We start from the raw sequence: 22,339 nt of genomic DNA on the forward strand, positions 1-22,339 counted from the left end.
GTCCGTCCGCCGCGCAGATTAAAGCGCTGCCTTTTTTGAAATATCAAAAGTTTATTTCAGGCCTCTTGTATCTGCGTAAGTGTTGACTTCCTTCTGCACATATTCGAGAACCGCATCTACGCCTGCCGATTTCAATCTGTTGCGGTAGTTCTCAATCGCCTTGTCTACATCCGGTACAAGTCCCAGCATCAACGGCTGGCCAAATTGCTGATACACCTGGTTAACCGCGGCCAATTGGGCTTTTACAGGCTGGTAGTCCATCAGTATCGGAGAGAAGATGTCTGGTCTTGCAATTTGCTTATATTCCTCAATAAGGGCATCTTCGCCTTTCCAGCGGTTGGCGGACGGACGATCATTTTTGTCTGTTCTCCAACCCCAACTGGCAATTCCGTACGCAGTAACCTTCGCCGGATCTTTGCCTGGAGCAGGGGAGACCAGTGCTCCATTCTCGTCTAGCGCATAGTTATGGCCTTCCAGACCATATGTCATCAGTTCATAGTAAGTTTTGTCATTGCGCAGCTTCTCCAGAACCATCAAAGAACGCTCAGGGTTGGCGGCATTTTTAGGAATTGCCATTCCGTTGTTGATTCCCAGGTTCGGTACAACATAGTTATGGAAGCGGGAGAACGGGAAGTAGCCCATTTCAATGCCTTTGTAGTTCTTCTCGACATCGGAGATGAATCCGGCTGCGCCCGGTGTATTCCGCCAGTAGACAGCACCCGTATTGGTTTTGATGAAGTCACCGGACTCTTGTTTGATGGATAGTGTATTGGAAGGCCAGAAGCCTTTGTCTGCCCAAGTTTTCATCCGTTTTACCCACTCTTCGAATTCTTCGGTGAACGGATAAGCGATCACTTCGCGAGGCGTGTCGTATGATTTTGCGACGATGACGCCGCTGTCTCCGCCGATATTTTTGAAATCATTGTAGGTGCGGAAGAGCGTGTTTACTTCGTTCCATGCGCTTCCTTTGATAGGCGTGACTTTCTTCACCTCTTTCACAAGCTCCATGTATTTCTCAATGGAATCCAGATCCTTAATTTCAGGAGCGCCAATTTCACGTCTCCAGTCTTCGCGGTATACGATGCCGTCCGGTGTATATTCCGGGTGTGTGCTTGGAATCGCGTAGATTTTGCCATTGATCGTAACATCTTTCCAGTCATGCTCCGGAACATCCTTTTGTGTCTCAGGAGCGTAGACCGGCAACAAATCAGTCAAATCAAGGAATGCTCCCTGCTTGGCGAATTTGAAGAAGTCAGCCCAGGATGAAGCGAAGATCATGTCGATCTTTTCGCCGGAAGTGAGCAGCAGATTGTATTTGGTCTGCCATTCATTCCAGGTTGTGAAGTTCAGCTTGACGGTTGTGTTCAAATCTTTCTCCAGCAATTTGTTCCATTCCTTGACTACTTCTGGTGTATCCTTGTGAGCATCCCCGACCAGATACCAATTCAGCTCTACCTTTTTGGAAATGTCCGGCTTTTTGTCTGTTGCAGGTGTATTGCTTCCACCGCTTGGTTTGTCGCTGCCTCCGGAAGAGCCTCCGCTATTGCCGCCGGCGCAGGCCGCCAGCAACGTGGTCAGCAGGGCTGTGGTGATACATAAGGTCAACAATTTGAATAACCTGTTCTTCATCGATTTACTCCCCCTGAATTCATCATATTTGTAAAACTGGCATCCGTTTACGGCATAAGTCAAATGCGCTTAACCTTTTACGGCGCCAATAGTGAGACCTTTGACAAAATAGCGTTGTACAAACGGATATAAGAAGACAATAGGTCCGGTAACAATGATGGCGACGGCCATTTTGAGCGTCTCGGCAGGCGGCTTCATGTCCGGGCCGAGATTGCCGGCGATATCGGTTTTCAGTACCGCGGCGCTAGCGAGTATTTTGTAAAGCAGGAACTGCAGCGGGTATTTGGATTCAGTGGTAATAAACATGTTCGCTGCGAACCAGTCGTTCCAGTAGGACAGCCCGAGGAACAGACCAATGGTTGCCAGGCCCGGCGTAGCCAGCGGCAGAATTAGTTTCAGGTAAATCGTGAACTCCCCGGCGCCGTCGATCTTGGCGGATTCGGTAATGGAGTCGGGTATCGACTTCATAAAGTTCTTCATCAGGATGATATTCCAGGCGCTCATCAGTCCCGGGATCACCAAAGCCAGAAAGCTGTCCTTCCAATCCAGATAGTTTACGATCAGGATATACCATGGAATGAGTCCGCCGCTGAACAGTGTCGTGAAGTAGATGAAGAAGGCCAGATTATCCCGGTATTTGAAATCCTTGCGCGAAAGCACATAGCCGGCCATTGACGTCAGGAACAGCCCCAGCAAGGTACCTGCAAGTGTAACCAGAATGGTAACCTGATAGGCGGAGAAAATCTGCTCCGGGTTTTGAAACACGGATTTATAAGCATCGAAAGTGAAATTTTGCGGGATCAGCTTGAAGCCGTCCCTTATAATATCGTTCTCATCAGAGAATGAGCCGGAAATGATGAGCCAGAAAGGCAGGGCGCATAACAGGGTGAAAATCGAAATAACAATGTAGCCGATAATGTTGAACACGATTGTCGAGCGTTCAGCACGCATGAGAGAGGGCACCTCCGTAATGAAAAGTTGGGAGCGTCCGGCAAGGGAACCTTCCGCACCGTTAGCTGGAGCCGGCGAGTTTTGTAAAGAGCGTCTACGCTGCGGGCAGCTTCCTAAAACAGGGCGTAATCCTTTTGAACCTTGCGGACAATCCAGTTGACTGAAATAACAAGCACGAAGCCGAAGAATGATTGATACAGGCCTGCCGCCGTACCCATTCCAATATCAAAATTGATCGCAAGCGAGCGGTAAACGTAAGTATCAATAATATCCGTCGTCTCGTATAGCATCCCGTTGTTGCCCACCACTTGCCAGAACAGGTCGAACTGTCCTTTCAGAATGCCGCCAAGCGCGAGAAGAATCAGCAGGATAAAAGTGGGCTTGAGCATCGGAATCGTAATGTAACGAATGCGCTTGAAGATGTTGGCGCCATCGATCTTGGCCGCTTCATGGTATTCATCGCTGATGCCCATAATGGCTGCCAGATAAATAACCGTTCCGTATCCAAGGCCTTTCCAGATGTTGAAGAAAATAATGATGTATATCCATGGCGTAGTGTTCATATAAAAGTCATAAGGCTCCAGCCCCAACTGACGCATCAGCGCGTTGACAGCCCCGGTTTCAAAGTTGAACAGATTGTATACGAATGCGCCTACAAGAACGAACGAAATGAAAAACGGCAGAAACATGATCGACTGTGTTGTTTTCCTGAACCATTTGCCAATCATCTCGCTCAGGAACACGGCGCAGATCAGCTGCAGGATATTCCCCAGGAAGATGAAAGCCAAATTGTAGAGAACTGTGTTTTTAGTGAGCTTGAGCAGCACACCGGATTCGAATAAAAACTTGAAGTTCTGCATGCCAACAAACGGGCTTCCGAACAAACCGCCATCAAAGCTGTAATTTGTGAAGGCGTAATAGACACCGATCATTGGAATATAGCTGAATGTAATGAAGAATAAGAGCGCCGGCAAAATCATGAAGAACAAGACCTTGTTTTTACTTAGCTCTTTGAACAAACCTGACATGAACCCTCACCTCGAATCGCCAATATTGATGTCTGGTCCGCTAGTTAACAATAAAAGAAACAAAAGGAAATCATGGGATTGATAGCGGATACAATAAATTACTGAAGTGTGCCGCCCGCTGATGAAAAGCGGAGATCTCATCTGGCGAGAAACCATCCCGCTGCGAAAAACGGGGGTTGCAACTATTTGTTGCCTTAGACTCCTGATACAGGACGGAGCATATTTGAAATCGATTTCACTATTACTAAACAACACTACCTTTTAACGACTCGTTCGAGATCATTCTACACTATTTCATCAAAAAATGAAATCGATTTCTTTTAAAATTAATAAAAAAGTCCTCCCTTTCCTATGATGACTAGTCCCTGAGACATAACGATTGCAAAAAATGATGCCATACAACAACTATTGAAATCGATTTTATTTTGAATTATAATTACGCATAAGCCGTTTGTCAAACAAAAATACAGTAAGGTTGATGAATATATGGATGCGAAAATAATTGACGTGGCGGCTAAGGCCGGAGTCTCGCCCGCCACAGTATCCCGCGTATTGAATCAGGGCAGCAGCGTGACGGCCAAGACTAGAAATAAAGTCATGAAGGCAATCGATGAGTTGAATTATCGTCCTAACGCTGCGGCTAAAAATTTGCGTCTGCAAAAATCGCTGTCCATTGGCGTCATCGCCCAAGACATTAATAACGCTTACTTTACCGAAATTATTAAAGGCATTGAGAACATGGCTTATGCGCGTAAGTATAAGGTATTTATCTGCGATGCCGAGAATCAGGCGGAGAAGGAGCGGGATTATTTGTCCTTGCTAATGGACCGTACAATGGATGGGGTCATTATGATTACGCCCCAGCTTTCCGATGAGGAAATTTACGGGGTTGTGGACAAAGGCTATCATATTGCCGTGATTGGCCGGAACGTAAATCATCCGAAGATTCCGTGCATTTATACGGATAATGTCAAGTTTTCACGTCATGTGGTCGAGCATCTGGTTGAATTTGGACATCGTGATATTGTTTTCTTAAGCGGCTATCCTGAGGCTGTCGACAGCTACGAACGTCTGGAAGGTTACCTGAAGGCGCTCAAAGACAACCATATTCCGTTCCGCCCGGAGCTTGTGGAGAATGGAGATTTCAATGAAACAGGCGGCTATGAGGCCATTGAGCGTCTGTTTGCGAAGAAAATGACCTTTACGGCAGTTTTTGCCGCCAATGATGAGATGGCTCTTGGGGTGTACAGAGCCTGTGAAGAGAGGGGAATCGCCATACCCGAGCAACTTGCTGTTGTCGGCGTCGACAACAACCGGATCAGCAAATATTTGACGCCGCGGCTCAGTACAGTGAATCAGCCGAAATATACGATGGGGGCGATTATCGTCGAGAAGCTGATTGACCAGATGAATGAAAATCAGTTTGAGGATAAAAGAGTCTTTACCGTCGATTCGGAACTGCTTGTCAGAGCGTCGAGCAACTATCACATACAGAAAAAGAAATAAAAACCAAAAATGCAGTCTTTTAATTCTAGTAGAAAAAAATGAAAGCGCCCTCTTCCGCTAAACGGGGACGCTTTCTTCTCTTTACACCCTGAATAAACCATAGCCTGGGAATGAAACCAATGGGGCCTCGTCCTTGACCAGTCCTGTACCAGATTGCTTGAGCGCGACATCCAATAGCCATTTGGTGAAGTCGGCTACATTCATCTGCTCCATTTCCTCCAGGCTGAAAAAGCCCGCATCATCAACTTCTACACCATCAGGCATAGGAACACCTGAGATATATTCCATGGAGAAGGCCAGGTAAATGTTATGAATCGAACGCGGAAGATCACGGACAGCAACGATGCTTTGCACACGGGCATTGACACCTGCCTCCTCCATCACTTCCCGGACAATTGTATCTTCAATTAACTCCTCCTGCTCCATATAGCCACCGGGGTTTGTCCATTTGCCCTTGCCCGGCTCCTGCGCGCGTCTGACGAGAAGCAGCTTCCCGTCTTTCATTACAAGTGCCCCGACACCTACGCTATAGTTGCCCCAATGCACATAGCTGCATGCTGTACACGCCAGTCTGATTGCCCCATCTACATCCCGGTTCTTGAGTGCTGCTCCGCACATTAAGCAAAATTTAGCATCCATCGTATTCACCTTATTTTCGAGTATAGTTGCCGTTGATGTTCCCATCATAGTCCTCGCAGACGAATTCTTCAACCCTAGGCATGCCCCAGAGTAATTCGTTTACAAGTTTAACAACCTAGTGGCGGAGAGGCGAAAGCTCAATATTTTCCTGATAGCGGGTAATCGTCAATTTGCGTTTGCCGTCGAGCGTGGCAAGGAAGACATCCTCCGGGAACACCCCCTGCTCCTGAAGGCGATTTGCCAGCCAGTCTTGCTGTACATGGAGTTTGGCCATAGCCTCCTGCTCGAATTTTCCCTCCAATATGACAGGGTAAGCCACATCCGGTTCCCCGGGGGGCAATTGCAGAAGCTCTGGCGTCACAGGGGTTTTGGAAGGGTTCTTAAGTACGCTTAGCCTGCCGTTGGATTCCAGAACCGCCAGTGTGACGGCACTAATATTGAAGATGTCTTTCTCGCGCAGCATTTGTAGAATCGTATCCACCGAATATTTTTGCTTCCGCAGATTCTCCTCCATTATTTTGCCATCCTGTATGACAACGACTGGCTCGAAGGTAGTCCACCGTCCGAAGGTACGGTAGCGGATGGAGAGTGCTGCGACCAGTTTTTGCAGAAGGCCGATCATGACGATCGCGAAGGCGGTCGGGAGATGTTTAATCTGCGGATTTGCAATATCCGCCCCGACGACAGAGCCAAGGGCCAAAATAATCAAAAAGTCAAATACAGGCAGCTTCCCGACCGACCTTCTTCCCATAAAAAGAGTAACGCAAAGCAGTAGCGGAAACAACGTCGCTATTCGAAGGGCTACAATGCCGAGATCCTTCCAAATCTCCATGTAATCATCCTGTCCTTTTCTTATGATGGAATATGGTTAGGTTAACCATTTGCAGTTGAAGCGATACGGAAGATTAAACCTAATCATCCAATAAAACAAGTCATCGGACAAAAAGAAGAGTTAACATGGAATCATAGCAAGTGGAGCCAGCAACAAATCAGGTCTTCCCCGCGTATAATGGGTAATCGTTTCAAGGAAAAGGAGGGGCAGCGATGTTCACTTGGCCGGAGGCAAGAAGCAATAGGTGGTGGACGTGGACCATCTGGTCTGCGCTTATACAGACAGGGTTGCTTTGGGGAATTCGATTCGGTCTTGCGGGGCAGCCGTTCTCCCCGGCAATCGCTCTCAGACTTTTGCTTTTGGGGAGTTTGCTGGCGGCGTTTTACGGTTTGTTCGGCTGGCTTGGAGCCAAGTGGCTGTGGCTGGGCGGGACAGTAGGGATTGCTGTAGGTCTTGTGTTTATGGGCTACTTGACGACCGGTAATTCAGGCTGGGAGGATCTGATCAGTCTAATGGTCTTTCTTTTGCTTGTGGGAGCAGGGTTGCTGTCGGGCCTGATTTTGGAAGCTGTAATGGGAATTATCAGAATTGTGAAAAGAAAATGAATGCGAGAGCAACGTATGCTTACACAATTCGCAGCTTCTACGCCGACAGCTTCAACCCCTATCTTCTAAATGGATTCTTCTAGTAACGTGAGTATCGTGTTGAGTCAGCCAGAAAGGTCATCCCGCCAAGCGACTGGAAATCCGGATCATGCTTGTAGCGGGCATTAAAAACCGTATAGACTTCAATCCCTACCTCGCCCCAATTTCGCGTCCGGTCAGAATTCAGAATCATGCACAATCTGAGGAAACGGTCCTTTGGCAACTTGCTTGCATAACGCACCAACAGGTGCGGATACATAATAACGTAGCGCTTCATGCGTACTGCCGCTCCGGCTACACGTGCCAAAATTTGTTCGCCCTGCTCCATATGGAGAATTTGCAATTCATGGACGAGCACATAGCGGAATGTTTTTTCCTTGATTAAATCTTTTCGTACCTTGGCCAGCTCTCCAATGTACTCTACTAAATCAGGGCTGAATCTGTGCGTCAGCAAAGGCTCCAGCATCAAATCCATATCTTTGCGGAGAATGAAAGATTGCAGCAATAAAATTTGCTCCATCCGAAGCTGATCCGTCCGGACAAGCATGCCCACTTCACGCAGCATTTCGTATGCAAGCGGTTTATCGCCCTCTTGGAATACTTCAATTGCCTCGTCATGATCAATGCCCAAACCTTCGACAAGCTGATCCTCGCCTCGCTTGAACAGCTTTGTCAGTTGATGTCTGTAGCGTGTCTCCGCGAACTTGTTTTGCGCCACAATTAACAGCACGATCAAGATCAGGCCGGCAGCGCCCGAAGCAGCCCATTCCATGTCATTCGTCCCAAGGCCGATGGCGGCCCCCCATAATACAAGAGCAAGGAGCCGTTCCAGCCAAGCTGCTCCTGAGGTCAATGCAGCCGCACGATCTTCCACCGGGACGAGGGCCATTTTGCCGCATGCGCCGCATTCTTCATCGCCTAGCACAGTAAAATTTCCGCAGCTTCGGCAAATTTTAAGCTTTTGATAAGAATTATGTGTTCTAATATAAGGGGATATCTGAACAGGGATTTTTTTGTTCATTTGTTCTCACGCTCTCGGGTTTGCAATATGGTCAGTATATACTGGTCCAACTTCTCCGGAGATAGAGCTCGTCTGCTGCGGAAATAATAGGCCGCCGCTCTGGAGGCGACAAAAAGAAACAATAGTCCCAGACAAACGTATGTAAGCATAGGCAGTTCCTCTCTTGCGCAAAAGTGATTTGTAAGCATCGATCCGCTATACTAATTAGTATAGCATCATCCAGGAGGCAATGTTAAATCGCACATGCTCTGGTGGTATCCTGTCAGTTCCGCGGATCTGATCGTGCCGGAATTTGGCGATTGATGCTAAAACCATATAGAAACCCATAGAAACGTTGATCTTGACGTATAAACTATCGTGAAAGAGGAGTTCAGCCATGATTCGATTGTATGACCGGTTTCGACTAATAATCGCAATGCTCTGCATCGCCGTGCTTGCAGTATCCGGCAGCTTGCCGGCAGCGCGCGCGGCGGCGTCCTCAACGCAAATCGATGCTGTGCTGGTGCTTGATGTGAGCCATTCCATGAGCAGCAGTGATCCGGGGAATATCGGCAACGAGGCGATGAAGCTGTTTATTGATATGCTGTCTGCCAAGGGAGACAGGGTCGGCATCGTTGCCTATTCGGAGCGGATCGAACGGGAGAAAGCCTTGCTCGAAATCCGCTCGCCTGAGGATAAGGAGAATCTGAAAGGATTCATCGATCAGCTTAACCGCGGCTCCTACACCGATATCGCTGTCGGGGTGAAGGAAGCGGTACAGATCTTGAAGGACGGGGCGGGGACAGGCCATGAGCCGATGATTGTAGTGCTGGCAGACGGCAATAACGAATTCAATCCCAAGTCCGGACGGACGCAGGCCGATTCCGACAAGGATATGGAGCAGGCGCTCAAGGAAGCGGGGAATAGCCAAATTCCCGTCTATACGATCGGGCTTAATGCGGATGGCAAGCTGAACAAGGATGCGCTTGCTGCCATTTCCGAGAAAACAGGGGCCAAATCATTCTCGACCGATACAGCGGATGATTTGCCGAAAATATTAAGCGAAATTTTTGCCAGCCATATGGAGCTGAACATTGTACCCGTCGGTTCCATCTCAGCTAACGGAGCTTTCCAGGATGTGACGGTATCCGTTCCGAATGCGAACGTGCTCGAAGCCAACATCTCCATTATGTCGTCCAAGCCGGTTGAGACAAGGCTTGTTGACCCGTCTGGAGCTGCTGTAGCCGTACCGTCGGATAATGTTCTGCTCTCCAAGTCCAAGAGCTATTCGCTCGTCAAGCTTCTTCATCCGGCTGAAGGAGACTGGAAATTGCAGATTAAAGGAGTCAACCGCGACAAAATCGACATCAACCTCGTGTTTAACTATGATCTGGAATTAGCAATCGACCCGCTGCCTGCAAAAGCCTACAAAAAAGGCGATCAGGTTGATGTCGTTTCTTATCTGGTCAGCAGCGGCAAAAAACTTCAAGATTTGGCACAATACAGCAACATGAAGGCTGTCCTGCTCGTCAAAGATTTGGATACAGGAACAACTGAGCAATTCGATATGAAAAATACGGGGGAGCAGTTCGAAGGCACATTCAAGCTTGCGCAGGAACATGATTACGAGATTAGAGTCAAGGCCGAGGAATCGAGCTTTTATCGGGAGACCGCAGCTGTGAAGGTGAGCGCCAAGCCGGGCATAGTATCAGGGAGCGAGGAGAGCAAGCCGTTTCCGTTGGTTCCGGTTCTGCTCGGTGTAGTCGCGCTGATCATCGTGTTGGCAGCAGCTTACTTCATCTGGCGTTACATGAAACAGGCCAGCCGTGGATTTGTCGGGCAGCTAGTCGTTGAGATACGGGACGAGAATACTGGCGACAAGTCCTTCCCGCAATACAAGAAGCTGTCTGCCTTCAAGGGCAAGCTCCATCTTCACCAGCTTCTGCAACTGGCGCCTGAACTGAAAGAGACCGAGAAGATTCGGTTCCTGCCAGGCAGCAATGACCGCATCCGGCTATTGAATCAGTCGGGCTGTACGATTGAGAGATCGGGGCGGACACTGGATGCGAGCCGCGGTGTGGAGCTCAAGAGCGGTGACCGGATTACAGTTGCCCTGCAGCAGGTTGATAAGACGATTTTCGTAGAATATCTTGTGTAAGAAACAGCTCACGACTATATAAAAGTTGAAAAGAAGAAACCATTGTTTCGGGAGGCATAGAGGATGAAACCAATCGTCAGAGAGCATATACAGCAATTGGATGTATCGCTGGGAGGCGGTATTGTCAGCGAGAAAATCCGGGTCGACACGATCGACAATCCGATTCTGATTATCGGGCTGGGCGGCACCGGAATCGATGCGCTGCTGCGCCTGAAATATCAGATCAACCGCCGCTTCAAGCTGCCGGAGGACCCGATTTCCAAGCGAAAGCAGGATAAGCCTGCCAACGTGGAGTTTTTGGCCTTTGAGACCAACGAGCAGGACCGCAACAAGAAATATAAGGGGATTGGTCTTGATCCGATCAATGAATTTGTTCTGTTGTCAAATCCGGAGGTCGGGGGGCTGTTGCAAAACCGCAGCATATTGGAGCCTTATATTACCGACTGGCTCTCGCCTGAGCTGACAATTACAGACGGCATGAACGGAGCAGCAGGTGTCAGACAGGCCGGACGGCTCTTGCTGTTTACGAAGATCAATCAAGTGGTGCAAAGCATTGACAAGAAAATCAAGACCCTCTCCGTCGGAACGAACAAGAAGCTGATGGTGTTTCTGCTTACAGGATTGTCAGGAGGAACAGGAAGCGGCTGCTTCCTTGATATTTCCTATATTGTCCGCGGCATCATCGAACGTGACCACGGGTCTGCGGGAATTGACCGTGTGAACACCTTGGGCTACTTGTTCACGCCGGACATTAATCTGGCAAACAAGAGCCTGAGCGAGCATACCCGCGAATATATCAAGAAGAACGGCTATGCCGCCCTCAAAGAACTGGACTACTGGATGAACGTAGACAGCCGCGGCGACCGGTTCAAGCAGCAGTACGGCAGCATTTTGAGCGTGAACTCGCCGTTGCCGCCGTTCAACCTGTGCCATCTGATCTCGGCGACCAATACCGAGGGCAAGCTGCTGGAGAATGCCTATGACTACTGCATGAATGTGACCGCAGAGAATATTACAAACTTTATGGCGAGCGAGGATAAGCAGTCCGGTGAAGAGTTCGCCATTCACGACTATATCAGCAACATCCGCACCAATATTGCACAGATGAACAAGATGTACCCGGCCAACTACGACTACAACATTATCGGGGCGTCCTCTGCGGTGCTGCCGATCGAGGAAATGACGACTTATCTTGCATACAGACTGTTCAACAAAATGGACAAAATGTTCGTCAAGGCGCCCAGCCAGGACGATGTAGAGAAGTTTGCCCGCAAGATGGGCATTGATTTGGATACGATGGTTAAAACCTTCGAATCCCGCGTGCCGGATCCGCTGCCGGGCTATGAAAACAGCGAGCGTCTGAGCTACAATAATGTCATTAAACTGCAAGTTGTGAATATGGATACGGAACTGGAGCAGAACTTCCTGGCGCGCGCGAGAGAGGAATATATCAAGGCGAAGAAACAGTTGCCGGGCGAGATTGTCGGACAGTTTACCGAACAGATTCGCCGCATGTTTCTGCATCCGGAGCAAGGGCCGTTCTATGTGTCGAGACTGCTGTATAGCGAGAAGGGCTTCTGCATTCTGAAAATGCTGTTGTCCTATATCGAGACGCTCAAGGAGAGTCTGACGCGGCTGCCGCGCGATATCGAGGCGGCCCGGGAGCAGGCCGAAGAGCGGTTGGGCGACGCCAAGAGCGCCTTCGTGTCCAAAGAAAAGAAGAAAAACTTCTATATCGAGTCCAAAATCAATGAATACTGGCTGCATGCCGATGTCGAGCGCATGGAGCAGATGATCGAGTTCTATGAAGACCTGCATGAGTTGCTGAATAATGAAAACAACCGGATTTACAAAGTTTTTACGGAAATTCTGAATGTGCTCAACAGCATTTTTGCCAAAAATGGCGATCTGCTTATTAACAGCGACGAGCAGTCCGACCATCGCGGCAATAAATCGTACTACTGGAATCTGGTCAATGTGCCGGACATCTCGGATATGATTACCCGAATGATGGATAGCCGGGACGGCGACGATCTGATCCGCGACTTTACCCAGGAATTGCTTAACCGTTCCAATCAGTGGGTGAAGGAGCAGGAGATTGATATTGTCAGCTCTATCTCCGAATTCCTGACCGACAAATTCGGTGATCTCATTACGAAGTCCATGGAAGAATTCCTGGTCTTGAAATACGGCAACGATGAGCCGGTGGAGAAGTTCGTTGAGCGCCAGATTGCGAGCAAACTGGATGACGAAGCGATTGCCGTGTTCCATCTCAGCAACAGCTCCGGCAATCTGCACTTCCCGTCCTGGGGTTTTGTCTCCGTTCCGGTGAAGGCGCCAAGCATTTTGAAGGGGATTCGCAACTACCAGAATAATGCGCTGGGCAAATCTCATTTCACCATCAAGGAAAGCGAAGTGAAGAATCGGATTTTCTGGTTGAATACGAAGAATGGGGTTCCGTTGTTTGTCTATACGCCGCTTAAGGTCTATGAGGAAAGTTATGAGCGGACCATTCTGGACAAAGAAGGCATCGGCCGCCATCTGGTGCAGACCGACAAGGTGAACTGGACCTATCTGCCTTCTCCAATTCCCGAGAAATCCTGGGGAGATACGTATGTGAACTCGCGTGTGCAGAATTACAATGCACGGGTGCGCAGCGAATTCGACCGGGCTGTGGGCTTCAAGATCATTGTCCAGAAGGATGTCGACAACACGACGAGCAGTCGTTACACGGTCCGATTTACGAAGCCGTTCAGTCTGGTGGACACATTAGGAGCTTTTGCGCTGCAGTCCTCAACCGGAAAGCCAAATCTCGGCGAGGTCAAACGCGCACAACTTGAGCTGCGCAGACTGCTGGGCGAAGGGCTGGAGCAGACGAGTGAGAAAGATATTTTCGGCAGCTTCACCGAGGAACTGGCGAAGGAAAATCTGATTCGTTCGCCGGAGCTGCTGATTCGCGTCAGGGAAGAGCTGGGCAAGTATGAGCAGATCAGCGCCAAGGCGCAAGAGCTGGAGCAACTGCTGGATGCCCATCAAAGTGAGGGCAAGGCGATGGATCAGTTCATCGAAGCGCTATATACAGGGACAATTTGCAAGAAGGGCGCCCTCTACGTCTATGATCGCGATGAGGAAGAAGAGTCTTGGCCGCCATTTGCCAATCTGATGAAGAGCAGCAGCTATGTTGAATTTGAAATCTATGAAAGCTTCGGCAAGCTGGAGGACAAATACCGCAGCACCCTGCTGCGCAAATCGGCGCGCCGTGTATCGGATATGACAGCCTCCGAGGATACCGCTCCGCTGCTCGGCAAGCTGGAGGAACTGTACGGCAGCTTCCTGGATGCGCGCGAGCGTCTGGAGTATGAACGGATTGAACTGGCCAATGGAGAAGAAGCCTATCAATTCTATCGGGATATGACAAGCAAACTACATGACATCCTCAGAAAGTTGAGATAGCTATGAACGTATTGCTGGACCGATACGCGGCCGGCTATGCCGCCGACGAGCAGAAGCAGAGTGGCCGCGGGGATGATCAGAGCAGCATCCACTATCCGACCGTCTTTCTGTTCATCGGGGATGGGGCTGGTGAAGCTATGGAGCCGATGATTCGCTCTAATGAATTGAAATGGGATAATAACGCGGGTGTTGTCTACTTGCATGTAGCCGCCCGTGCTGCTGAGCGCCTTGGTAATTCGCAAATTATCCGGGTTGTGCTGGATGATCTGGAGTCTGCCTGGGATAGCCGCCTGACTGTACGCCGGGAACTGGGGGAAGGCTTTCATGCGAATCCGAAAATTCGAGCCGATCTGAACCGGGCGATGCGCCAGGTGAGCAGTACGATTGCTGATTATGGCAGAATGTATGTGTCGTTTGACCGACTGCATTTGGCTGTCATTACGAGAGCTGACGATCCGCTGAATGTGCTGGTTCCCGACATTGCCTTACTGGCCCAGTCCATTCTTATGCAATCCTTCAAGTCGGTGCAAAAGGATCTTTACGTGCTCGTCAATGAAAGCGAGCAATCGGGCAGCTATGAGCTTGCAGGCGCGACAGGCGTCAGCTTTCTGCGCGAGGTGGAATACATGCAACAGCCGGATTTTTCTTATTCTGCGCCGCTGCAGGTAACAGGCGACGGATTTGCCATTTTGGTCACCCATTCTGCTTCCCCGCTCTTTGATCTGGTCTATCTGCTGTCAGACCGCAATGAGAAGGGGGTGACGGCGATTCACGGCATGCAGTCCAACTATGCGATTATTTGCCAGATCCTGCTGCTCAAGAACCGGAAACGCAAGGAAGGGGCGGCAAATGAAGGAGCGCCCGGTTACAACAATGCTTCCTTCCGCAACAGCCTGCTGGCGGATTCTGGCCGGCAAGGCCTCGTATCGGCAGGGCTTGCTTCGCTAACAAGGCCAAACTATGCAATTGCACTAACGGTGCTTTATCATTTCACCCGGCAGTTGATTCAGCGCATGAAGAGCGTACCCGAGCCGGATGTCAGAGAGAAGCTGGCATTCTTCGGACTTGATCCTGCCTCCATGACAGAGCTGTTATCTGCGGTAGTCCCGCCGGAAGAACAGGTAGCGGACATGAACGCGTTGCTGACAAGGAGCGGCGTACGGTATGAGCAGATTCGCAAGATGGGTTTGCGGGAAGCCGAGGATGAGCTGTTCGGCGACAGTTGCGAACGGTTCTTCGCGAAGAACTTCCAGCAGGAGGCCGAGCAGCGGCTGATAGACTTGAAACCGTGGGAGTTGCTGAGCCGTACGCTCATCCGCAAGCTTGAGAGCAATCCGAACATTTCTTGCTTTCAGATTGCAGACTGGACTAATGACCAGATGACAGAGAAGAGCCAGACGGGCAGTATCGTCCAGGCTGTTCACGCACGCGGGCGGGAGTTGGACGCAGAGCTTGCCCAGCTGCGCGGCGAACTGGAGCTTGCCCGGGAAACCAGAGTCGAGGACGTGAAGTTTCAACGGCTGCCGCTTATGGACAAACATAATTTGCGCTCTTTCCTTCGTGCTTTCTTCGAGCTGGTCTACCGGAAAAAATTGGACATTCTGCAGGCAGAGGTTGAACTGGCTGTCTATCGCCGCTTTTCAGCTGAGTTGGAACGGGTACATGAAATCTATCAGCGGCGGGTCCAGCGGCTGCTGGAATTGCAGGAGACATTCAAGGAAGCCGCGCTGGCCAGTATTGAGCGTATCGATCACTATACCGGACAAAATGTGTTCGACTACTATGAACGCGTTACAGAAGATGTCATGAAGGAGCTGGAAGCGCGCCGCGGCGCCAGTGTATTCTTCGAGGATCGCTATGTTGGCAGAATCGAGCCGCTGCTCGAAGAAGACGGCCATATGCTGGCTGAGCGGCTGATACAGGTCTGCAGGCAGCATCTGCTGACAACCGCACCGTTCTCCCGAACCTTTGAGCAGGAACTGTTGGAGCGGGCGAATGTATCCATTGAATACAGCAATCGCAAAGCGTTGTCCAAGGAGGAGTTGTTCAGCCGCCTGCTGCGCACGCTGGATGATAACGCAAGCATTAATATCCGGCTGCTGGATTATACGCATGAGCATCGCTATGAGGAGCGGTATTTATTCGGGGACAGCAGCAGTGAATTCGTCCGCTATACTCTCCGTGCAGGGGAAGCCTCGCTCTCTCATAAGCTTGGCTGCGTGCATGAGAACCGCAGCAGCGGGGTGGATAAGCTGCAACTGATGGGCGGCTTTCACATTGAGGATTTGCTGTACTATCGCAACAGCAAGGTATATTACGAGACCTATTTGCAAAACGGCGGCCAGTTCCACAGTATGGACACTGGAAAGCTGCCGCCAATGAGCTAATGTTAGGATATAAGGAGGCGTTCTTCATGCAGCGAAAAGTAAATCTGCTTCTGCTTCTATTTAGTCTGCTGGGCGCAGGTGTCGGATTTGCCGTCGGCGAGTTCCTGCTGGCCGCTCTGGAAGACCAAGCGCCCCGATTCGTAACCGTCGGCTTGTACTTCGGCCTTATTGCCTTTTTTATCGGGCTATTCAGCCTGATTGCAGAGCTGATATCGCCGCGGCTGAGCGGTTCATCCTGGAGGCAGCGCTATACGGACCTGTCATGGAAACTGCTGGTCCCTGCAACCCTTGTGCTGCTGTTTGTCGCGGGGGCCTTGCTGCAGGTGCTGTACCAGGTAAACTACGGGGGCATCAAGCCGCCGAAGGATTTGGTGCTGGTCATTGACAATTCTGGCAGCATGACGGAGACGGACCCTGGCAAGGAACGCTTCACAGCCGCCAAAAAGCTGATCGGCAATATGGAGGATGATATGCGCGTCGCCATTGTATTGTTCTCCGACAAGGCGGAAGTGCTCAAATCATTCGTCAATGTCGGCAATGCTGCAGAGCGTATAGCGATTGAGTCGGACTTGAACGCGATGGAGCAGCCGGATGGCGGAACGGATTTTAATCTGGCGCTGGGCAAGGCGTTGGATATCATCCATGCAAAGGATGATCCGGGGCGGGGGACAGCAGTAATCTTGCTATCGGACGGATTCAGCGAGACACCGATTGAGCAGCAGCTCCAGGAGTTGAAGGAACAGCAAATTAAAGTGCACACCATTGCGCTTAGCGTCGGGGATTACATGAGCTCCGGCCTGCTGGAGCAAATCGCGAGGGAGACAGGCGGAAGCTACAATGATGTTGCAGAGGCGGGCGAACTGACCCATGTCTTCCAAAACATCTATAATGCGCTGGATGATCGGCAGCTTGTTACCTGGCGGCAAGGACTGACTGAGAGCAGTCCGCTGTACAGTGTGCTGCGCATTATCGCTGTAACTTTGCTTGGAATTGCCATCGGCTTGTCGCTTGGCATGATCTTTGACAACCGTTATCTTGCCCGGAGCTTCGGGGTTGGCGGTGCTGCCGGAGGTCTGTTTGCCGGCCTGATACTTGAGAACGGCTTGTCAGGCAGCCCTTTTGTAGACGCTCTTGTGAGGCTTGCCGCAGCTCTGGTACTTGCCGCAATCATTGCACTGTCTACGCTGGTGATACCTGTAAAAGAAAACAGCCGGCAGTACCGGAGCGGCGGGGGCGCTGTACGGACTCCCGTTACGCCGGGCAGAGCAAGAAACAGCCGCAGCAGCGGTTTTTAGAAATGCGGAAGGGCGGATGGACATGCGGTTCATGGATGCATCACCTCTTACAGCCAGAGTCACGGGTCTATCCTGCCAGCAGGAGGATGACCGCTTCACGCTCCGCTGGCACTGGACGACGGAGATTGAAGCGGTATATATCGAGCGTTCCGCTGTGGATGGAGGACCTGACGGCGGCAGTCTCAGGCTGTATACGAAAGCTGAATATAAAGCGAATAATGGCTATCCGGGGCGAATGGAGGGCATCGGACGATATATTTACACGGTCTATGCCTGCCAGGAGGATGATCAGGGACCGTTCCTGATTCGCCAGACGGATGGGGAGAATGCGCTTGCCATCAGCTCTGGCAGAGCCCGGATTCAATACGAAATCCAGCAGAAAAGCGGCTGGTTCAGAAGCGGCAAAACGATTCAGATTCAAGTAATGACAGAGGTGCCAATCGGCAAAGACGTACTGTGCTATGTGAAAAAGCAGGGCGGTTATCCGGCAGGCAAGGAGGACGGGGTACTGTATCCGTTCGTCTCGGATTTTGCTCCGGGGAGAACCGTGCTGCCGTCTTTTGAGATTGGCAAACAGGATTATGTGCGCCTGTTTTTCACAAATGGACAAAAGTATGGACAACTGTACGAACTGGTTCCAATGTGAGACCCGGGCTGTAGGGAACGGAGGGAAGAACGATGGGAATTATGGACTGGTTTAAAAAGCGGCCTCAAGCTGAACAGCGGCCGCTGTTCTATGATATTGTCTGTCCGTATTGCTTTAGCAAATTTTCTCCGGAGGATGTTGTCTTCCGCGCAACCCATCACCGGGAGGATGATGAGGATTACGCGCTTGGAGAGGATGAGGAGTTGAACCGTTACCGGGAGCGGTTTGGCCTTGATCGGGTGCATGACATGGAGGCTGTGCTGCGTCCGCAGGATGTGCCGGAAGAGTATCATGTTTATTCGGACCATGTGCTTGTTGGCATTACGGACCGCTACGGAGAGCTTACAAGACGCAGGCTCTGCCCCAAATGCCACAACGAAGTTCCGGTTACTGCCGGAAAAGTTCCGAGCAATATTATTTCAATTATTGGCGCTTCCCAAGTGGGCAAATCGGTGTACATGACCTCGTTGATTCATACGTTGCAGCATACGACGGCAGATCATTTCAATGCGGCCTGCATGCCGCTGAATACGGAAATCAGCCGCAAGTTCCGCATGAATTATGAAGAGCCGTTATTTGAACGCGGAGACCTGCTCGCCTCCACACAGAAGGAGAAGATGCAGGAGCCGTTTATTTTCCAATTTGTATTCCGGGACGAATCGAAGCCGCCGCTCACTCTTGTTTTCTTCGATGTTGCCGGTGAAGGCATGGTAGAGCAGGATTATTTGGGCTTGCACGGCCAGCATATCAAGAACTCCGCCGGAATTTTGCTGCTCGTTGATCCGCTGCAGATTCGCTCTATCCGGGAGAAAATCCGGATTCAGCTTGGCGACAAACCAGGCGAGTTGGTATCCCAGTATGATGAGCCGCGCGATGTCGTGTTGACTCTGTTTGGCGATTTCATCGCCTATCAGGAGAACAGCAAGACCGATATTCCGACTGCTGTAGTGCTCACCAAAAGCGATATGCTCCACATTCTCAAAGACGAGGATGGCGAGTATATCAAATCCAATAGCAATATTTTCAATAATATGGTTCACCGCAATTATTTCAATCTGACCGAGTTTGAGAATATTGATGGTGAAATCCGCCGTTTTATAGAGAAGGTCGACCGTCCGTTCAAAGGGACGATGGATGTTTATTTCAAAGACACGGCGTACTATGCCGTCTCTGCGCTGGGCAGCAACCCGGTCAATCAGAAGATGCAGACGGTCGTCAGTCCGATCCGCGTCGATGAGCCGTTTATCTGGCTGCTCTACAAGCTGAATTATATTGAAGGGAGACGGGATTGATGAACCATTCGGCTCCCGCTGCCATTCAGCAGCAGATGTATACCCGGGAGCGGCGCGGGGTGTTCCGCTCAACGGAGGGCTACGATACGATCGCCAAATCTGCGGGGCTGGACGGTCAGCTCATCAAGAAGCAGATTCATCCACTCTGTATCTATGACGCGCCTGCCGCACTAACGGCCAGCGGAGAGAAAGATGAGTCCGCTTATCCGGCGGAACTTCATCTGCTCAAGCTGGATAACGGTGATCTGCTGCTTGGACGCAGTGTTTATAAAGCTGCAGATTTTACAGGACTGCGCAGCACTTTTTTTACGCATCATTACGTCATTCCCGGCAGCCGCTGGGATTCTGGAGAAATCGGCTACAAAGATATTTTGCGGGCATCATTCGCAGCGCAATACGATATGGAGCAGGGAGAAGAACTGCCCACGCTGGAGACACTGCCGCTGCAGGCTGCCAATGAAGAGCCTGTTCCTCCACGCGCGCTCCTCTCCGAGCTGAATCTTGGTGAACGCCGCTTCGGGCAGTTGCTGTATGCGGCAATGTCCGCGGTCCACGTGAAGAAGAAAGTGTATATCGCGCTGGATGTGCCGATTGAACAGATTTCGGAAAAGGCGGCACAACTTCTAGAGCTATTGTATGCGGCCTTGCCGCTGGCCTTTCGGCGGCAGCTCGGATTTTTGACCTATGCCAAGGAACCGCAAAGCAAAAAATCTATCCATTTGACATTTGTGGAACGGGGCAGCCTGCGTCCAGGCGACCGCAATATAGAGAAGGAGTTTATCTTCGATCTGGAGAATGATCGCATTGTCAATACGGATATAGATGCCAAACTCCATGCATTCCTGGAGTTTGCCTGGAGCAATCTGGAGCAGCCGGAACGGATGGCAGATTTCTTTGAATTTGCTGAACGGATGCTGCCTGGCATGGAGCCGGAGCGTGAGCTTTCAATTGGCAGCTATGACGAGCTGACTATTTTGTTCCAGTTGGAAGCCGGGCAGGCGGAGCTGTACGAACTGCACAAGAGCGCCATTCTGCGCAGCATGATGGATTACTTGTCTTCGGCCTCGGCTCTGACCGGGAAGGTGCGGCTTAACGATTTGTATCTGTCCTGCTTTGACCGTGAGTTTGATCGAGTCAGACAGGGTAGTCTGCCTGAAGTCTTTGTAGCGGAGAACTTCAGGGATTATTATCGTCTGGATGGCAAACATAGCGGGAACAAAATTGTCGCTTATTTCATTCATACCTTGACGCACGCGCAGACTCAGGGCAGCAAGCAAACTGCCGACCCATTCTATGAGGTGGTAGCAAGCGAGCCAGCGCTTAGCCAAGCGTTCTTTGGCAGAGTAATGAGCGATGTCCGGCTGTGCAGGCTGTTGTTTATGCCGTATCTGGGAGACCAACTCCAAAAAACCAAGTCTGTACAGGATGCGCTGGCTCTTGCCGAGAAGTGGGCTGAAGCTTACCCGGTTCTGTATGAATTGGAATTGTTCCATGAACTGGTGCGGACACAAGTTGCGGAAAAGCTTCGTCCGGGATCATGGTTGCTGGAGAAAACTAGCAAATTTCTGGATGAGGTCCGCAGGCGCAAGGAAGCAGGCGGAGTTCTGTCATATGGTGAGCTAAACCTGTTGGAAGGGGTGGAGTTCGCCGCGTACTGCAAGCTCATGAGCGTGCTGCAATTGTCCACAGTTACAAGGCAACAGCTTCTTGAAGCTCTATTCCTGAGCTGGCCGGATCAGCTGCGCGTATGGAATGCCGAGCTGAATGAAGATGGTCAGAGACTCACTGCTGCCAAGCTTCTGGCAGCCTACCGCTGGGTGACGCAACCCGGTCCCGGCCCAGAATTGCTGTCCGGTCTGTCTGCCGATGCGATGGATGAGGTACAGGAATTAGGCAGACAAATGCTGGCTAGCGAGGCCGATACGGCTTCCTTCGAGAGCATGATACTTGCTTTCTACCGCAGCCCTGAGCTTGAAGTGATTCAATACTCGGAGCTTATCGATTTTCTTCGCCATCATGCCAAGCATAAGGAGACGCTATACTCTTTCTTCAGGTGGTCGGAGCAGCATCCGGACTTTATGCGACCGCGCGGATTTGTCCCGGCTTACCGGACGGTAGTAATGGCCTACTTTAAGAAGTATGACCGCGATGCGTTCAAGAAACGTGCGAATGTGAAGAGGTATTTCTCCAAGGCGGGCCCGCACCTGCAAGACCTGTATAACCAGGTCAGACTGGAACTGTCCTCGCCGCTGATGCGTTTGTTCCGTCAAAATTCCAAACTGACATGGCTATCTGTTTTGCTGGCAGCTGGAATCATTCTGACTGTTGGGGGGGTATGGCTGGCAGGTGGAGAAGGGCCAGCGGGCGGCAAGACTGGAGCTGGCGCCGCTGTTTCTCCTTCGGACTCTTCCGATACAGGTGCTGGCCAGGGAGATCGGGGAGAGACAGCTATCCAGCATTTCGTTTATGCGGAAGGGGAGCTGGCGAAAGGCGTAGAGAACGCAATTGCACTGGTTTTTCCTTTTGAAGATGCAGCGGCTTGCACCGCTTTCAAGCCTGATCAGCTAACGATTGTTTCTCCTGACGGTCCGAAGCTGGAGCTTAAAGGTCTCAAGTATGCGTCTGCTTGCGCAACTACGGGGGAAGATGCCCAGCCACAGGGAGAAGAGAGTGCCGCTCCATTGGGAGAATTGCCATATAAGGTATCCGTGCAACTGAGCGAGCCGCTTGCAATTCCTTTGAATAGTATCATTCAAGTCCAAGATACGGAGTTTGTCCTTGCGGCGGCTCCTGATTCAGAACAAGATGAAAGCAAGTCTTGAATTGAGCGCTCACGACCGTTGAAAAATCTGTCGTGAGCGTTCTTTTTGTGTTATGAA

16 protein-coding genes are annotated in these 22,339 nt (G+C 50.7%); 9 read left to right on the top strand and 7 right to left on the bottom strand.

Features of this window, described 5'->3' with window-relative positions; all coding sequences use genetic code 11:
* Window positions 1-51: 51 nt before the first annotated feature.
* The 3 genes from JFN88_RS06390 to JFN88_RS06400 form a co-directional block, all read right to left on the bottom strand.
* A complete protein-coding gene (locus tag JFN88_RS06390; RefSeq protein WP_199018508.1) occupies window positions 52-1,629 on the bottom strand; it encodes an extracellular solute-binding protein in 1,578 nt (525 codons plus the stop codon).
* Window positions 1,630-1,698: 69 nt separating this feature from the next.
* Entirely contained in the window at window positions 1,699-2,580 is an 882-nt protein-coding gene (locus tag JFN88_RS06395; RefSeq protein WP_199018509.1) for a carbohydrate ABC transporter permease, read from the bottom strand.
* Window positions 2,581-2,693: 113 nt separating this feature from the next.
* Window positions 2,694-3,608, bottom strand: a complete 915-nt coding sequence (locus tag JFN88_RS06400; protein ID WP_199018510.1) for an ABC transporter permease — start codon at window positions 3,606-3,608, stop codon at window positions 2,694-2,696.
* A 486-nt stretch (window positions 3,609-4,094) separates the two neighbouring features.
* Between JFN88_RS06400 and JFN88_RS06405 the strand changes: the two genes are divergently transcribed.
* A complete protein-coding gene (locus tag JFN88_RS06405; protein ID WP_199018511.1) occupies window positions 4,095-5,114 on the top strand; it encodes a LacI family DNA-binding transcriptional regulator in 1,020 nt (339 codons plus the stop codon).
* A gap of 81 nt (window positions 5,115-5,195) precedes the next feature.
* Here the strand turns inward: JFN88_RS06405 and JFN88_RS06410 are convergent, their stop codons facing one another.
* Together JFN88_RS06410 and JFN88_RS06415 are read right to left on the bottom strand one after the other, a co-directional pair.
* Window positions 5,196-5,753 carry an NUDIX hydrolase gene (locus tag JFN88_RS06410; RefSeq protein ID WP_199018512.1) on the bottom strand — a complete coding sequence of 186 codons (558 nt, stop codon included), beginning with the start codon at window positions 5,751-5,753 and terminating at the stop codon, window positions 5,196-5,198.
* A 115-nt stretch (window positions 5,754-5,868) separates the two neighbouring features.
* Window positions 5,869-6,585, bottom strand: a complete 717-nt coding sequence (locus JFN88_RS06415; RefSeq protein ID WP_199018513.1) for a DUF421 domain-containing protein — start codon at window positions 6,583-6,585, stop codon at window positions 5,869-5,871.
* A 212-nt stretch (window positions 6,586-6,797) separates the two neighbouring features.
* On the opposite strand from JFN88_RS06415, the gene JFN88_RS06420 reads away from it, so the two are divergent.
* The gene (locus JFN88_RS06420) at window positions 6,798-7,190 is read left to right on the top strand and encodes a hypothetical protein (protein WP_199018514.1); all 393 of its coding nucleotides are present in this window, start codon (window positions 6,798-6,800) and stop codon (window positions 7,188-7,190) included.
* Window positions 7,191-7,269: 79 nt separating this feature from the next.
* Here JFN88_RS06420 and JFN88_RS06425 read toward each other — a convergent pair whose 3' ends face one another.
* Together JFN88_RS06425 and JFN88_RS06430 are read right to left on the bottom strand one after the other, a co-directional pair.
* Window positions 7,270-8,250: a hypothetical protein gene (locus JFN88_RS06425; RefSeq protein ID WP_199018515.1), complete on the bottom strand. Its 981-nt coding sequence runs from the start codon at window positions 8,248-8,250 to the stop codon at window positions 7,270-7,272.
* Window positions 8,247-8,399 (bottom strand): hypothetical protein, encoded by a 153-nt coding sequence (locus JFN88_RS06430; protein WP_199018516.1) that lies wholly within the window; start codon window positions 8,397-8,399, stop codon window positions 8,247-8,249. The genes JFN88_RS06425 and JFN88_RS06430 overlap by 4 nt, the downstream gene beginning before the upstream one ends.
* Before the next feature lie 227 nt (window positions 8,400-8,626).
* Between JFN88_RS06430 and JFN88_RS06435 the strand changes: the two genes are divergently transcribed.
* From JFN88_RS06435 to JFN88_RS06465, 7 genes are all read left to right on the top strand, one after another.
* The gene (locus tag JFN88_RS06435; RefSeq protein ID WP_199018517.1) at window positions 8,627-10,387 is read left to right on the top strand and encodes a vWA domain-containing protein; all 1,761 of its coding nucleotides are present in this window, start codon (window positions 8,627-8,629) and stop codon (window positions 10,385-10,387) included.
* Window positions 10,388-10,450: 63 nt separating this feature from the next.
* Window positions 10,451-13,840 carry a tubulin-like doman-containing protein gene (locus tag JFN88_RS06440; protein ID WP_199018518.1) on the top strand — a complete coding sequence of 1,130 codons (3,390 nt, stop codon included), beginning with the start codon at window positions 10,451-10,453 and terminating at the stop codon, window positions 13,838-13,840.
* A gap of 2 nt (window positions 13,841-13,842) precedes the next feature.
* Window positions 13,843-16,227, top strand: coding sequence for a transcription initiation factor TFIID (locus tag JFN88_RS06445; RefSeq protein ID WP_199018519.1), 2,385 nt, complete (start codon window positions 13,843-13,845; stop codon window positions 16,225-16,227).
* 26 nt (window positions 16,228-16,253) lie between these two features.
* A complete protein-coding gene (locus tag JFN88_RS06450; RefSeq protein ID WP_199018520.1) occupies window positions 16,254-17,522 on the top strand; it encodes a vWA domain-containing protein in 1,269 nt (422 codons plus the stop codon).
* A 22-nt stretch (window positions 17,523-17,544) separates the two neighbouring features.
* Window positions 17,545-18,168 carry a beta-mannanase gene (locus JFN88_RS06455; protein WP_199018521.1) on the top strand — a complete coding sequence of 208 codons (624 nt, stop codon included), beginning with the start codon at window positions 17,545-17,547 and terminating at the stop codon, window positions 18,166-18,168.
* A 32-nt stretch (window positions 18,169-18,200) separates the two neighbouring features.
* The gene (locus JFN88_RS06460) at window positions 18,201-19,460 is read left to right on the top strand and encodes a TRAFAC clade GTPase domain-containing protein (RefSeq protein ID WP_199018522.1); all 1,260 of its coding nucleotides are present in this window, start codon (window positions 18,201-18,203) and stop codon (window positions 19,458-19,460) included.
* Complete coding sequence (locus tag JFN88_RS06465) at window positions 19,460-22,282, top strand: GAP1-N2 domain-containing protein (protein ID WP_199018523.1); 2,823 nt, start codon at window positions 19,460-19,462, stop codon at window positions 22,280-22,282. Before JFN88_RS06460 ends, JFN88_RS06465 begins: the two co-directional genes overlap by 1 nt.
* Window positions 22,283-22,339: the final 57 nt, after the last annotated feature.

It is taken from the genome of Paenibacillus roseus, from assembly GCF_016424485.1.
GTDB classification, from domain to species: domain Bacteria; phylum Bacillota; class Bacilli; order Paenibacillales; family Paenibacillaceae; genus Paenibacillus_D; species Paenibacillus_D roseus.

Coding starts and splice junctions, on each gene's coding strand:
- JFN88_RS06400 (WP_199018510.1), bottom strand. CDS start 3,608: ATGTCAGGTTTGTTCAAAGAGCTAAGTAAAAACAAGGTCTTGTTCTTC.
- JFN88_RS06455 (WP_199018521.1), top strand. CDS start 17,545: ATGCGGTTCATGGATGCATCACCTCTTACAGCCAGAGTCACGGGTCTA.
- JFN88_RS06460 (WP_199018522.1), top strand. CDS start 18,201: ATGGGAATTATGGACTGGTTTAAAAAGCGGCCTCAAGCTGAACAGCGG.
- JFN88_RS06405 (WP_199018511.1), top strand. CDS start 4,095: ATGGATGCGAAAATAATTGACGTGGCGGCTAAGGCCGGAGTCTCGCCC.
- JFN88_RS06395 (WP_199018509.1), bottom strand. CDS start 2,580: ATGCGTGCTGAACGCTCGACAATCGTGTTCAACATTATCGGCTACATT.
- JFN88_RS06425 (WP_199018515.1), bottom strand. CDS start 8,250: ATGAACAAAAAAATCCCTGTTCAGATATCCCCTTATATTAGAACACAT.
- JFN88_RS06440 (WP_199018518.1), top strand. CDS start 10,451: ATGAAACCAATCGTCAGAGAGCATATACAGCAATTGGATGTATCGCTG.
- JFN88_RS06450 (WP_199018520.1), top strand. CDS start 16,254: ATGCAGCGAAAAGTAAATCTGCTTCTGCTTCTATTTAGTCTGCTGGGC.
- JFN88_RS06465 (WP_199018523.1), top strand. CDS start 19,460: ATGAACCATTCGGCTCCCGCTGCCATTCAGCAGCAGATGTATACCCGG.
- JFN88_RS06410 (WP_199018512.1), bottom strand. CDS start 5,753: ATGGATGCTAAATTTTGCTTAATGTGCGGAGCAGCACTCAAGAACCGG.
- JFN88_RS06445 (WP_199018519.1), top strand. CDS start 13,843: ATGAACGTATTGCTGGACCGATACGCGGCCGGCTATGCCGCCGACGAG.
- JFN88_RS06430 (WP_199018516.1), bottom strand. CDS start 8,399: ATGCTTACATACGTTTGTCTGGGACTATTGTTTCTTTTTGTCGCCTCC.
- JFN88_RS06415 (WP_199018513.1), bottom strand. CDS start 6,585: ATGGAGATTTGGAAGGATCTCGGCATTGTAGCCCTTCGAATAGCGACG.
- JFN88_RS06435 (WP_199018517.1), top strand. CDS start 8,627: ATGATTCGATTGTATGACCGGTTTCGACTAATAATCGCAATGCTCTGC.
- JFN88_RS06420 (WP_199018514.1), top strand. CDS start 6,798: ATGTTCACTTGGCCGGAGGCAAGAAGCAATAGGTGGTGGACGTGGACC.
- JFN88_RS06390 (WP_199018508.1), bottom strand. CDS start 1,629: ATGAAGAACAGGTTATTCAAATTGTTGACCTTATGTATCACCACAGCC.